Origin of the sequence: Streptomyces sp. NBC_01622 (genome assembly GCF_045209635.1) — a bacterium.
Classification (GTDB): Bacteria; Actinomycetota; Actinomycetes; order Streptomycetales; family Streptomycetaceae; genus Streptomyces.
This window is the reverse complement of record NZ_CP109293.1, coordinates 3954614-3968133: the sequence shown is the minus strand read 5'-3', so window position 1 is coordinate 3968133 and position 13520 is coordinate 3954614. Positions and strand designations below refer to the sequence as shown.

Here is a 13520-nt window from a genome sequence, read left to right as displayed (position 1 = left end):
CACCGCCTGCGGGCCTCGGCCTCGGCTCAGGACTTGCGTCCGCCCCGCAGTATCGCCCCGATGTGTGCCGCCGCCGCGGACAAGTGGCGGCGGGTGTCGCGGAGTTGGTCCTCGGTGACGCCCCGGTCGCGGGCCGCGTCGCGGATGTCGTCCCGGAAGCGGTCGAGGAGCCGGTCCAGATCGCGGGCCGGGTCGCCGGTGGAGCCCTCGTGGGCCCAGGCCGGTTCGTACTCCGCGGGGAAGTCCTCCGGGGTCTGGCTGTACTCCGGTGCCGACGCCCCCGGTGCCGGTGCCGAAGCCGACTTGCCCGTACCCGGCCGCCCCCCGAACCCGAAGTCCTTGCCGAACTCCTTCCCGAAGTCCCCGAACTCCTTTGCCAGTTCGGTCAGGCTCTCCCGTACGCCCGTGGGCCAGTCGCCGCGCGCGAAGTGGTCCTGCGCATGCTCCTGGACCTGGCGGCCGATGCGCTGCATCTCCTCCTGGGCCTGTGCCCATGCCCGCGCCTGGGCCTCCTTGGCCTGGCGCCGGGCCTGCTGGGCCTCCTCGCGGGCCCGCCGGCTCTCGTCCTTGGCGCGCCGGGCCTGCTCCTTCCACTCCTGCTTGGCGCGGCGCATCTCCTCCTTGGCGGCGCGCCACGACTCCTTGTCGCCGAAGTCCGTGAAGTCCCCGGCGGTGCCCTCGTGGTCGCCGCTTCGGGCCCGCGCGCTGCCGGTGCCCCGCCGGGCCTCTGAGGCCGCCGCGCGCATCTCGCGCCGCAGGTCGCCCGCCGCGCCCCGGACGTCGGCCCTGATCTCGGCGGCCAACTCGGCGACGGACTCGCGGATCTCCAGCTCCAGGTCGACCAACTCGCCGCTGCGGTCGGCCAGTTCGGCGCGGCCGGCGTCCGTGATGGCGTACACCTTCCGGCCGCCCTCGGTGGTGTGGGTGACCAGGCCCTCGGCCTCCAGCTTGGCCAGGCGCGGGTAGACCGTGCCCGCCGACGGCGCGTACAGCCCCTGGAAGCGCTCCTCCAGGAGGCGGATCACCTCGTAGCCGTGGCGGGGGGCCTCGTCCAGCAGCTTCAGCAGATAGAGGCGGAGGCGGCCGTGGGCGAAGACGGGAGGCATGTCAGAGCACCTTCTTGTCGGTCGTGCCGTCGGCCGCTGCGCTGCCGGAAGCATCGTCCGGGCCGGAAACGGAATTGTCCCCCGAGTCGCCCTGAGCCCCGTTCGCGGGGGCACCGGTCACGTCGTCCTCAGTGCCTTCTTCCTCGTCCTCCGCCGCCGGCCGGCGCAGCAGGGCGATCGAGCCGGAGACGGTCGTGGCGCGCAGCTTTCCGGTGCCCGCGCCCAGCCGGCCGGTGATCTTGTGGGCGCCCCACTGGCCGTGCACCCGCAGTCCGTCGAAGGCGTTGGAGATGGAACCGCTCGCCGTGTTCGCCTCGACGTCCGCGTCCGCCGGATGCGGCAGCCGGATGGCGATCTCGCCCGAGACATTGGTCAGCCGGATGTCGGTCGGGCCGTCCGGGTCGAGGTCCACGATCATGGAGCCGCTCACCGACTCGGCGCGAACGGAGCTCCCCGAGCCCTCGACGACGGTGAGATCGCCGGAGACGGAGTTGAAGCGGAGGTCGCCGGTGACGGCCTGGGCCTCCAGGTTCCCCGAGACGGTCTCGGCGCGGACCGCACCGGAGAGGCTGACCAGGGTCGTGTCGCCCGTGACGCCCCGCACCACCGAAGGCCCGCTGATCCCGGAGACGACGGCCGCGGCGCCGACCACGCCGACCTCGACCCGGGTGCTCGCGGGAACGGCCAGCGAGACCACCGCGCTGCGCCGCCAGCCCTTGCGGTCCAGCCACTTGAGGAAGCCCTTCCAGGGCAGGTCCTCGTACGCCACCGTCAGGGTGCCGTGCTGCTGGGTCACCACCAGGGGCGGCCCGTCGATCTCGGAGATTTCGAGGCGGGCGGAACCCTCGTCCGTCCCCACGACGTTCACCGTTCCGTTGACGATGCGTACATGGAGATCGCTCACGGGCTCGTCGAAGGTGAGCTTCCTGGGCTCTGCGACGGACCACTCGGACATGATGCAGACCTCCTCGGTCGAACCGCACGGGATGGGATCGGACACGACGCGCCATATCGCGTCTTCCGAGAAACACGATATATCGTGGATGCGGAAAGTCAAGGCACTCGTTTCGGTGATCGCCGACCGTCCGACGACCGGCGGAAAGAGGCGTATTGCCCTAGCGTGTGACCATGTCCACGGAGAAATCCCAGGTCGGACGCCGGGCCGGTGCAGGACCGGGCGCCCTGCTGCTCTGCCGGGCCGAACCGGATTCCGTCGCTCCGGCCGCACATCTGCTCCGCGAGCGCATGCTGCTGACCCGCGCGGGCGACGACTGGAGTGTGCTCGTCCCCGAGGGCAAGCCCTGGCTGGACGGCGACGAACCGGTCGACCGCGTCCTCACCGGCTGGGCCGCCGCGCTGGCCGTCGGCGCCCCCTGGCCCGTACTCGCCCTGTGGTGGGACGCCGACCGCGCCGGTTACACCCTGGCCTCGGGCTTCCGCCGTCCCGTCGGCTACGTCTGGCTCGCCGACGGCACTCCCGCCGGCGAGGACGAGGCGATGCGCACCTTCGCCGCCCGCCTGGCCCTGGACCCCGTACTGGATCTGCAGTCCCTCGACCGCCTGACGAAACCGGACCCCGAGGCCGACGCCCGCACCCGCCTGCGCGGCCTCCTGGCGGTCCTCACGCGCGCGGGAGTGGCCCTTCCGGCAGGCCTCGCCCCCGGCGAACCGGCAGACCGCCTCCACGAGATCGCCCGCACCCGCCCGGACACCCGCCAGATCGAGCGTTCGGGTTGGCGCGAGGTGGTCCGCACGGAACTGGAAGCGGTCGACAACAGCCGCCTGGGCCCCTGGCTCCCCTGGTCCGGCACCCCCGCGGCACGCGCCCTGTCCCTGACCCAGCTGACGGCGGGCCTCCCGCTCACGGCCTGGGGCCTACGACGCCGCAGCGCGGGCTGGACCGTCGCGGGGGCACTGCTCCTGGCCCACGGGGCACTGGGCATCGCCTACGAACTGGCCCGCCCGCGCGACTGACAACGGGGGCCGGACCGGTCGTCGTAGAAACTCCTACTCGTCGTCGTCCTCGTCGTCCAGCCGGGCCAGCCAGGTCGCCAGGCGCTCCACCGGGACCTCGAAGTCCGGGTTCAGATCGACGAACGTCCGCAGCTGCTCGGCGAGCCACTCGAAGGTGACCTCTTCCTCGCCGCGCCGCTTCTCCAGTTCCTCGATGCCACGGTCCGTGAAGTACATGGGTCAAGGATAAGTGCGCGCAAACGGCCGGGCCGCACCCCCGGAGTGGGGGTGCGGCCCGGCCGCGTACGACGGGTTCGGGACGGTTACGCCTCGAAGACCTCCCGCACCAACTGCTCCTGCTCCGCCTGGTGCCGCTTCGCGGAACCGACGGCCGGGGACGAGCTGTGCGGGCGCGAGATCCGCCGCAGTCGCTCCCCGTGAGGCACGTCCGCGCCAACAGCGAGGTCCAGGTGGTCGATCAGGTTGAGGGCGATGAACGGCCAGGCGCCCTGGTTGGCCGGCTCCTCCTGGGCCCACAGGTACTTCTCGACGTTCGGGTACTTGTTGACCTCGGCCTGGAGCTCCGCACCCGGCAGCGGGTACAGGCGCTCGACGCGGATGATCGCCACGTCCGTGGTGCCGCGCTTGGCGCGCTCGGCCTCAAGGTCGTAGTACAGCTTGCCCGTGACGAAGACGACCTTGCGGACGGCCGCGGGGTCCGTCACCGTCTCGTCGCCGATGACCGGGCGGAACTGACCGGTCGTGAACTCCTCCGTCTTCGACGCGGCGGCCTTGAGGCGCAGCATCGACTTCGGGGTGAAGACCACCAGCGGCTTGTGGTGCGGGTTGTGCACCTGCCACCGCAGGAGGTGGAAGTAGTTCGACGGCAGGGTCGGCATCGCTACTGTCATGTTGTTCTGCGCGCAGAGCTGGAGGAAGCGCTCGACCCTCGCCGAGGAGTGGTCGGGGCCCTGGCCCTCGTAGCCGTGGGGGAGGAGCAGCGTCACACCGCTCGTCTGGCCCCACTTCTGTTCCGCCGCCGAGATGTACTCGTCGACGACCGACTGCGCGCCGTTGACGAAGTCGCCGAACTGCGCCTCCCACATCACCAGCGCGTCCGGGCGGGCGAGTGAGTAGCCGTACTCGAAGCCCATGACCGCGTACTCGGAGAGCAGCGAGTCGTAGACGTTGTAGCGGGCCTGGTCCTCGGAGAGGTACTGGAGCGGGGTGTAGTCCTCGCCCGTCTGGCGGTCGATGAGGACCGCGTGGCGCTGGCCGAAGGTGCCCCGTCGGGAGTCCTGGCCGGACAACCTGACAGGCGTGCCTTCGAGCAGCAGCGAACCGATCGCGAGCGTCTCGCCCATGCCCCAGTCGATCGTGCCGTCCTCGACCATCGTCGCCCGGCGCTGCAGCTGGGGCAGCAGGCGCGGGTGGACGTGGAAGTTGTCCGGGATGTTGACCTGGGACTCGGCGATCCGCTTGACGACCTCCGAGGAGATGGCCGTGCTGACCGCGACGGGGAACTCCGCCTGCGGGTCCGCCATCGGGGCGGCGCCCGGCTGGGCCGTCGCCTCGCGGACCTCGGTGAAGACCTTCTCCAGCTGGCCCTGGTAGTCCTGGAGGGCTTGTTCGGCCTCTTCCAGAGTGATGTCGCCGCGACCGATCAGCGACTCGGTGTACAGCTTGCGCACCGAGCGCTTCTTGTCGATCAGGTCGTACATCAGGGGCTGGGTGAAGGCCGGGTTGTCCGACTCGTTGTGACCGCGGCGGCGGTAGCAGATGAGGTCGATCACCACGTCCTTGTTGAACGCCTGACGGAACTCGAAGGCCAGCCGCGCGACGCGGACCACGGCCTCCGGGTCGTCGCCGTTCACGTGGAAGATCGGGGCCTCGATCATGCGCGCCACGTCAGTGGCGTACATCGAGGAGCGGGAGGACTCCGGGGCGGCCGTGAAGCCGACCTGGTTGTTGATGACGATGTGGATCGTGCCGCCGGTGCGGTAGCCGCGCAGCTGGGACATGTTGAGCGTCTCGGCCACCACGCCCTGGCCCGCGAAGGCCGCGTCACCGTGCAGGGCGAGCGGCAGGACCGTGAAGTCCGTGCCGCCCTTGTTGATGATGTCCTGGCGGGCGCGGACGATGCCCTCGATGATCGGGTCGACCGTCTCCAGGTGGGACGGGTTCGCCGCGAGCGTGACCTTGATCTGCTCGCCGTCCAGGCCGGTGAAGGTGCCCTGGGCGCCCAGGTGGTACTTCACGTCGCCGGAGCCGTGCATCGACTTCGGGTCGAGGTTGCCTTCGAACTCGCGGAAGATCTGGGCGTACGACTTGCCGACGATGTTCGCGAGAACGTTCAGGCGGCCGCGGTGGGCCATGCCGACGACGACCTCGTCGAGGCGCGACTCGGCCGCGCTGTCGATGACCGCGTCGAGCAGCGGGATGACCGACTCGCCACCCTCGAGGGAGAAGCGCTTCTGGCCGACGTACTTCGTCTGCAGGAAGGTCTCGAAGGCCTCCGCCGCGTTCAGGCGGCGGAGGATGCGCAGCTGCTCCTCGCGCTCCGGCTTGGAGTGCGAGCGCTCGATCCGGTCCTGGATCCACTTGCGCTGCTTCGGGTCCTGGATGTGCATGAACTCGATGCCGGTGGTGCGGCAGTACGAGTCGCGCAGCACGCCCAGGATGTCGCGCAGCTTCATCAGGGACTTGCCGGCGAAGCCGCCGACCGCGAACTCCCGCTCCAGGTCCCACAGGGTGAGGCCGTGCTCGGTGATGTCCAGGTCGGGGTGCTTGCGCTGGCGGTACTCCAGCGGGTCGGTGTCGGCCATGACGTGGCCGCGCACCCGGTAGGAGTGGATCAGCTCGAAGACGCGGGCGGCCTTCGTCACGTCGTTGTCGTGCGACGCGTCGATGTCCTTGAGCCAGCGGACCGGCTCGTACGGGATGCGCAGCGCCTCGAAGATCTCGTCGTAGAAGCCGCTCTCGCCGAGCAGGAGGTTCGCGACGATCCGCAGGAACTCGCCGGAGGCGGCGCCCTGGATGACCCGGTGGTCGTAGGTCGACGTGAGGGTCATGACCTTCGAGATGCCGAGCTTGTTGAGAGTGTCCTGGGAGGTGCCCTGGAACTCCGCCGGGTAGTCCATGGAGCCGACGCCCATGATGACCGACTGACCGGGCATCAGACGCGGCACCGAGTGGACCGTGCCGAGGCCGCCGGGGTTGGTCAGGGAGACGGTGACGCCGGTGAAGTCGTCCATCGTCAGCTTGCCGTCGCGGGCGCGGCGGACGATGTCCTCGTAGGCCTGCCAGAACTCGAAGAAGTTCAGCGTCTCGGCCTTCTTGATGCCGGCGACGACGAGCTGGCGGTCGCCGTTGGGCTTCACCAGGTCGATGGCGAGACCGAAGTTGACGTGCTCCGGCTTGACCAGGGTCGGCTTGCCGTCCTTCTCCGCGAAGGAGTAGTTCATCGACGGCATGGCCTTGATGGCCTGCACCATCGCGTAGCCGATGAGGTGGGTGAAGGAGATCTTCCCGCCCCGGGCGCGCTTCAGGTGGTTGTTGATGACGATGCGGTTGTCGAAGAGCAGTTTGACCGGGACCGCGCGCACGGACGTGGCCGTGGGCACCTCGATCGAGGCGTTCATGTTCTTCGCGACCGCGGCGGCGGGGCCGCGCAGCGTCACGTACTCGGGGCCGGCGGGGGCCTCGGTCGCGGGCTCGGCCTTCTTCGGCTGCGCGGCCGGAGCCGCCGCCTTCACAGGGGCCGGAGCGGCGACGGGAGCCGGGGCCGGAGCGGCGGCTGTGGGCGCCGGCGCGGGGACCGCCGGAGCGGCGGGCGCCGCAGGAGCAGCCGGGGCCGGGGCCACCGGTGCGGCCGGGGTGGAGGTCCCTGCGGCCCCCGCGGCCGCAGTACCCGCCGAAGTCGAGGTCGGGGCGGCAGCCGCGCCCGGCTTGTAGTCGGCGAAGAAGTCCCACCAGGCTCGGTCCACCGAGTTCGGATCCTGGAGGTACTGCTGATAGATCTCGTCGACGAGCCACTCGTTGGGGCCGAACGCCGCCGCGGGATTCTTACCCGCGGCTTGGTCGGACTCGGTCGAGATGGTCGAGTTACTGGGGGACTGTGACGACACGGCGGCAACCGCCCTCTTCCGCTTCACAAGGTGATGGACAGCGGGAATTAAGGCTACGCCCCCATGACCACGAAGGTCAGGTCGGGCCGGTCCATCGTCGTGTAAGTCACACCGGAAAGTGTGTTTCGGGGGCTGAAATGGCGGGAAACAAGCGTGGTTCCGCTACAGCGGGGGCGTCTTGGTGCGGGCCGGGCGCGCGAACGGCGCGGGCCTCTGCCTGATCACACGTGTCCGTCAGCGCGGACCGCCGTGGATCTTGTGCCTCGGGGGCGAACTTTACGTCAACTTGGCACGGATGACTCTCCCGGAAGGGTGACGATAATCCTGCAGCCACGGTCGGATTCGGCCACACCGATCCGGCCGCCGTGCAGATCAACCGCCCAGCGGGCGATCGCCAGGCCGAGGCCCGTACCGCCGTCGCTGCCGGGTCCGTGGGGCGCGCTCACCGCTCCCCGGTTGAACCGCTCGAAGATGTGCGCCCACTCCGCCTCCGGGATGCCGGGGCCCTCGTCCAGGACCTCCAGCTCCAGCGACTCCGGCAGTGACCCGCGCCGTGCCTTGACCGTCACGCGCCCGTGCGCCGGGCTGTGCTTCACCGCGTTGTCGATCAGGTTGGCGACGACCTGGTGGATGCGCTCGGGGTCCGCGAGCGCGGTCAGCTCCGGCGGGGACACGTCCAGGTGCAGATGGACGTCCGTGCGCGTGTGGCTGCCCGAGCCGGACGCGATGCCGGCGCGCACCGAGGCGACCATGTTGGCCTCCTTGAGCACGCCCGAGAGATACGGCCACACCTCGAAGCGGCGCGTCTTCAGCGGTACGACGCCGTTGTCCAGGCGGGAGAGGTCCAGCAGCGTCTCGACGAGCCGCCCGAGTCGCTCGGTCTGCTTCAGGGCCGTCCGCATGGTCTCCGGATCGGCGGCCGAGACGCCGTCGACGACGTTCTCCAGTACGGCGCGCAGGCCCGCGATGGGGGTGCGCAGCTCGTGCGAGACGTTCGCGACGAGTTCCTTGCGCTGGCGCTCCTGGGCCTCCAGCTCGTCGGCCATGACGTTGATCGTCTCGGCCAGGTCGCCCAGTTCGTCGCGGCGGTTCTCGCGCACCCGGCGGGTGTAGTCGCCGCGCGAGATGGACCGGGCCACCGTGTTCATCTCGTCCAGCGGCGCGGTGAGCGAATGGGCCACGAACTGCGTTATCAGTAGTGTGGCGATCATTGAGAAGACCGTGATGAAGCGCAGCTCGGTCGCCGTGCGCATGGCGATCACCATCAGCCCGGTGGTGATGAGCACCGAGATGACGACCAGTGCGCCCAGTTTGGTCTTGATCGAGAACGGGCGTACGCCGCCCCAGGGCTCCCCGGGGCTCCTCCGTGACGTCGGCCCTTCGTTCATGGCGTTGGTGTCTCCAGTGCGTAGCCGACGCCGTGGACCGTGCGGATCCGCTCGGCGCCGATCTTCCGGCGCAGCGCCTTGATGTGGCTGTCGACGGTACGGGTCCCGGAGGCGTCCGCCCAGTCCCACACCTCGGCGAGCAGCTGCTCGCGGGAGAGCACGGCACGCGGGGTGTTCGCCAGACAGACCAGCAGGTCGAACTCGGTGGGCGTGAGGTGCACGTCCTCGCTGCGCACCCGTACCCGGCGCTGCGCGTGGTCGATCTCCAGCTCGCCGAGGCGCAGGATGCCCGAGCGCGGGGTGGAGGCGGCCACCACGGCACGCTCCACGCGGCGCAGCAGGACGTGCACCCGCGCCGCCAGCTCCCGCATGGAGAACGGCTTGGTCATGTAGTCGTCGGCGCCGACCCCGAGCCCGACCAGCATGTCGGTCTCGTCGTCGCGCGCGGTGAGCATCAGCACCGGCACCGGGCGGGCGGCCTGCACCCGGCGGCAGACCTCCAGGCCGTCGAAGCCGGGCAGCATGATGTCGAGGATCAGCAGATCGGGCTGCCAGGCCTCGGCGGTGTCGACGGCCGAGGGCCCGTCGCCCGCGGTTTGCACGAGAAATCCCTCGGCGCGCAGGCGGGCGGCGATCGCGTCCACGATCGTGGGGTCGTCCTCGACCACCAGTACCCGGCGCTGTGCGCCCGGCGTGGCCGTGGCCGTGCCGTTGTGGGAGGTGTGTGTCTGCTCCATCGCCCGCCCCTGAAGTGTGCTTTCCGGAACCAGTGGGGTGATCCCATGACTGCGCTTGACGCTTGAATGATCTGCGTCAGGCAAGCAGGGTACGGGCAGGGAGCACACCTTTGCTATCCAGGTCGGACGGCGAGGTGTACGACGTCGGGAACTCCTCGGGCAACGGGGATCTCTTCGGTACGCACCTGTTTGAACCCGGCATTCCATAAGGTTCGTTCGAATTCCGGAGAGGGCTGTGCCGACCACACGGCGAGTACCCCGCCAGGCCTCAACACCCTTACGCAGCTTGCCAGTCCGGCCGGTGAGTAGAGGCTCTCGTTGCTGTCGGTGACGGTCCAGCCGGGCCCGTTGTCGATGTCGAGGCAGAGCGCGTCGAAAGTGGCGCAAGTCTCATTGACGAATGCGACCAGATCCGTTTTCAGAATGTCGGTGCGCGCGTCGGCGAGAGCGGACGCGGAGAGCTCGGACAGGGGTCCGGAGCGGTGCCATTCGACGATCGCGGGCTCCCGCTCCACGACCGTGATCCGGCCCCAGCGGGGGTCGGCGGCGGCGTGCGCGAGCGAGAAACCCACGCCCAACCCGCCGATCAGCACGTCCGGTTGGGGGCGCCCGTCGAGCGCGGCGTACGCGGCGTCGACCAGCAGCCGCTCCGAGCGCCCGTCCGAGGTGTCCATCAGGAAGCACCCGTTGGCGATGATCTGCAGCAACTCCCCATGCCGGCGCAGCACCACCTCGCCGTAGGGGCCCTCGCGACGGTCCAGGACAACGGGAGTGTCGTACGCGGTGGTCATGCGGTCCATTTTGGCAGTTTCACCGGAACGGGCGGCGGGATCGGCCCCCGGTGGACGCGTAAGAAGCCTCTCGGGTTGCTGTGAATCGGCTCTCGCGTGGCGTCGGTCATAGACAGCGACAGGTGGGACGGCGAAGGGTGGGGTGAAACGGAAGGAGCTCCTCACGGTGGAACGGACCGCGACGGCCGATACCCAGGTCTCCGCCACGCCCCAGGCCGAGGAGGACTCACCTCTGCTGGACGCGATGCCGAGACAGCGCGAAGTGGTGGAAACGGCCTGGGGGTTGAGCCGGCCGGCGGTGTCCGTCTTGGCGTCCACGCCTGCCGTTCCCCGCGCGCCGCGAGTCCCGGCCGCGCTGCGTCTTCTCCGCCCCTGGCGGGTGCTGCCCACGCCCACCGGGACGCCGTTCACCTTCGGTTACGCGACGCTGCTCGTCGTCACCTCGCTCATCGCGCAGTACGCCGATGCCACGCTGGTGAACCAGCTGCACCAGGCCTCCAGTACCGATGTCACCCACCTCGTCAGCGACCCGTTCCTCGTGCTGGTCGCCAGCGCGCTGTGGATCGTCGGCGGGGTGCTGTCGCCGTACGCGATCCTCTTCCTGCTGGTGCTGACCGCGGCGGATCGGCGGGGTGCGGGCCGCCGGGGTGTTCCTGACCGGGCACATCCTGGCCACGCTCGCGACCGAGGGCACCGTGGGGCTGGCCGTGCTGGCCGGGCACCTGCCCGACACCTCGCTGCACCGCCTCGACTACGGCATCAGCTTCGGCGTCGCCGCGAGCACCGGGGCGCTGGCCGGTCTGCTCAGGCCCTGGCTCGGGCTGCCGCTGCTCGCCCTGTTCGGCTGGACACTGGTCACCGACCTGATCGCGTTCACCGACCCCATGACGAACTGGGGCCATCTGATCTCGCTCGCGATAGGCGTCGCGACCTGGCCGTTGATACGGCGCTGGCAGCGGGCCGGGCGGATGGTTCGGCTGGCTCGGGTCGAGGTGGCCCGGGTCGAGGTGGCCCCGGTCTAACTCCCCGCCCGTCTGGCCGCGTTCAGCCCCTTCGCCAATGCCGGGATGCCAAGTCGCGCTTCCTGCACGGGGGTTGCTCCGTGCAGCTTGTTGGTGAGCTGGTAGGGGTCGGCGCGCAGGTCGTAGTACTCGCGGAAGACCACCTTGCCGTCGCCGTCCGTGGGCAGGCCGTTCTGGTCGAGACGGGTGCGGTAGTACTCCGTGTACTGCTCCGACCTGCCGATGTACGTCGCCCAGGTGTGGATCGGCTCCTTGTCCTGCCGGTTCCACCACCACTCGGCGAGCAGATGGTCCCGGTCGCCGGTGCCGAGGAGCGAGTGGCCGTCGTGCGGGGTGTCCGGGGTGAGGCCGGCCGCGTCGAGGAGGGTGGGCGCGAGGTCGACGTGACCGGTGAGACGATCGTCGGAGGTGCCCCTGTCGAGGCCCCGGGCCGGCCACGACAGCTGGAACGGCACCTCCAGACTCGGCCGGTACGGCACCGACTTGCGCAGCCAGCCGTGGTCGCCCCAGCACAGCCCGTGATCGCTGGTGTACAGCACGAGCGTGTTCTCCAGCTGACCGAGCGACCGCAGTTGGTCGCGGAAGTCGCGCATCGCGTCGTCCACCGACAGCAGGGTCCTCAACTGGCGGGCGCGCAGGGCCTGTCCGGCGGTCAGACCGTGCTTCGCGTGGCGCAGGAACGCGGGCTTGTCGGCCTTGTCGGTCTCGAAGACGGACGGCCGCCCCGGCCACTCGGGGACGCGTGTGCGGGCGTACTTCTTCTCCGGGATGTTCAGTTCGTGCGCGCTGCGCGTGGCGACGTAGGCGAACCACGGCCGCCGGTCCGTGCGGGAGTTCTCCAGGAAGGCGAGGGCGCGGTTCTTGATGACGGTGGTGTTGTAGCCGGGGATGTTCCGGACGGTCCCGCCGTCGTTGTAATGGCCGTTGTAGTACGCCACCGGTTCCTGGAGCAGCCACTCGTCGAAGTGGGGCGGGTTGTCGCCGGTGTGCCAGTAGTTCAGGTACTTGCCGAACAGGCCGGTGCGGTAGCCGGAGTTGTGCAACTGCCGCTGCACGGTGGTGTGTTGGTCCAGGTGGTAGGGGTGGCGGGTGTCCAGGACGCCGTGGTTGTGGGCGTAGCGGCCCGACATGATCGAGGCGCGGGAGGGCGCGCACAGCGGGGTGTTGGCGTGCGCCCGCTCGAAGGTGACGCCGTGGTCGCCGAGCCAGTCCACGGTCTGCGGGGTCGCCCACTCGGTGTCCTTGGGCTGGTCGTCCGTGACGACGAGGAGGATGTTGGGGCGGTCGTCGCCCCGGCTGCGGGTGCGGGGAGTTGGGGAGGCGAAGTTCCGTACAGGGGTGGCCGGTTCGGCCGGGGAGGTGTGCTGGTCACCCTTTGTCGCGTGGAGGACGGCCGGGATCGCCGCGGCCGTAGCGACTACCGCGGCCCCGGCTGCGACCGCACGCCTGCCGGGCCCGCGCCGCTCCTGATCCTTGTCCATGCCATCCCCCGTGTCCCCGTATGTTCACGTATGCGCACTCGCTCAGCTGTGAATCCGCTTGCAGTTTGGGGCAGTTGCCTATGAATGCCGTTGCGGGGGTGTAGCGATGGTGTGGACAGCCGAGCGCGGTCCTGGACGGGGGAGGTCCAAGTGGCGGAGACGGTCGCGGTGGTACGGCGGATCGAGCGGGCGCTCGCGGCAACCGGCCTTGTGGTGGCGGGAGTTGCGGAGGGCCGGTGGACGGACCCCACCCCGTGCGCGGAGTGGGACGCCCGGACGCTCCTCAACCACACGGTGGGCGGAATGCGCATCTTCACCGCCGAACTGAACGGCACCGATCCGGGCGCCGAGCACGAGTCCGACTGGCTGGGCGCGGATCCCCGTGGCGCGTACGCGGAGGCGTCCGAGACCGACCGCGCGGCCTGGAACCGCCCCGGTGCCCTCGACGCCACCGTCCACATCTCACTCGGCGCGCTGCCCGGCCCGATGGCCGCCCTGATCCACTTCACGGAGATCTGCGTCCACGGCGTGGACCTGGCGGTCGCGACGGACCAACGGGCTCTGGTGGACGAGGAGTTGTGCGAGGAGCTGCTGGCGGTGATGCGGGGCATGGGCGGCTTCGACGCGTACCGCATACCGGGCGTCTTCGGCCCCGAGGTCCAGGCCCCGGCGGACGCGGCCCCGCATGCGCGGTTGCTGGCGTACTTGGGCCGCACACTCTCCTGATCCCGCCGACCCGGTGGCCACGCCCACCCCTCCATAAAAGCGTGACGCTTCTGGAGCGGAGTGTCACACTTTCGCACCCCACCCTCCCCGCGCGTCCAGGGCCGGCCGAGCTGCATCAGGAGTAGAAGCCCCGGCCGTACTCGTCCCGGCTCAGGGCAAGGTCGCAGAGATGATCCGATGCTCCAGGAT

Annotated in this window: 10 protein-coding genes and 1 pseudogene; 3 read left to right on the top strand and 8 right to left on the bottom strand. The window is 70.0% G+C overall.

Annotated features, from left to right (window positions below; all coding sequences use genetic code 11):
• Window positions 1-26: 26 nt before the first annotated feature.
• The gene (locus OH768_RS17670; protein ID WP_406454708.1) at window positions 27-1106 is read right to left on the bottom strand and encodes a helix-turn-helix transcriptional regulator; all 1080 of its coding nucleotides are present in this window, start codon (window positions 1104-1106) and stop codon (window positions 27-29) included.
• A gap of 1 nt (window position 1107) precedes the next feature.
• Complete coding sequence (locus OH768_RS17665; protein WP_406454706.1) at window positions 1108-2061, bottom strand: DUF4097 family beta strand repeat-containing protein; 954 nt, start codon at window positions 2059-2061, stop codon at window positions 1108-1110.
• A gap of 173 nt (window positions 2062-2234) precedes the next feature.
• Between OH768_RS17665 and OH768_RS17660 the strand changes: the two genes are divergently transcribed.
• Entirely contained in the window at window positions 2235-3080 is an 846-nt protein-coding gene (locus OH768_RS17660) for a hypothetical protein (RefSeq protein ID WP_406454704.1), read from the top strand.
• A 33-nt stretch (window positions 3081-3113) separates the two neighbouring features.
• On the opposite strand, the gene OH768_RS17655 is transcribed toward OH768_RS17660, so the two are convergent.
• The 5 genes from OH768_RS17655 to OH768_RS17635 form a co-directional block, all read right to left on the bottom strand.
• Window positions 3114-3296, bottom strand: coding sequence for a DUF6104 family protein (locus OH768_RS17655; RefSeq protein ID WP_019075209.1), 183 nt, complete (start codon window positions 3294-3296; stop codon window positions 3114-3116).
• A gap of 86 nt (window positions 3297-3382) precedes the next feature.
• The gene (locus OH768_RS17650) at window positions 3383-7186 is read right to left on the bottom strand and encodes a multifunctional oxoglutarate decarboxylase/oxoglutarate dehydrogenase thiamine pyrophosphate-binding subunit/dihydrolipoyllysine-residue succinyltransferase subunit (protein WP_406454702.1); all 3804 of its coding nucleotides are present in this window, start codon (window positions 7184-7186) and stop codon (window positions 3383-3385) included.
• A 281-nt stretch (window positions 7187-7467) separates the two neighbouring features.
• Entirely contained in the window at window positions 7468-8574 is a 1107-nt protein-coding gene (locus OH768_RS17645; protein WP_406454700.1) for an ATP-binding protein, read from the bottom strand.
• Window positions 8571-9311 carry a response regulator transcription factor gene (locus tag OH768_RS17640; protein ID WP_033282112.1) on the bottom strand — a complete coding sequence of 247 codons (741 nt, stop codon included), beginning with the start codon at window positions 9309-9311 and terminating at the stop codon, window positions 8571-8573. Before OH768_RS17640 ends, OH768_RS17645 begins: the two co-directional genes overlap by 4 nt.
• 113 nt (window positions 9312-9424) lie before the next feature.
• A complete protein-coding gene (locus tag OH768_RS17635) occupies window positions 9425-10102 on the bottom strand; it encodes a spermidine synthase (protein ID WP_406454697.1) in 678 nt (225 codons plus the stop codon).
• Window positions 10103-10268: 166 nt separating this feature from the next.
• On the opposite strand from OH768_RS17635, the pseudogene OH768_RS17630 reads away from it, so the two are divergent.
• Window positions 10269-11124: pseudogene (locus OH768_RS17630) on the top strand (rhomboid-like protein).
• Here OH768_RS17630 and OH768_RS17625 read toward each other — a convergent pair.
• Complete coding sequence (locus OH768_RS17625) at window positions 11121-12605, bottom strand: sulfatase (RefSeq protein WP_406454695.1); 1485 nt, start codon at window positions 12603-12605, stop codon at window positions 11121-11123. The pseudogene OH768_RS17630 and the gene OH768_RS17625 overlap by 4 nt on opposite strands.
• 150 nt (window positions 12606-12755) lie before the next feature.
• Here OH768_RS17625 and OH768_RS17620 point away from each other — a divergent pair, with 150 nt between their 5' ends.
• Complete coding sequence (locus tag OH768_RS17620; RefSeq protein WP_406454693.1) at window positions 12756-13331, top strand: TIGR03086 family metal-binding protein; 576 nt, start codon at window positions 12756-12758, stop codon at window positions 13329-13331.
• Window positions 13332-13520: the final 189 nt, after the last annotated feature.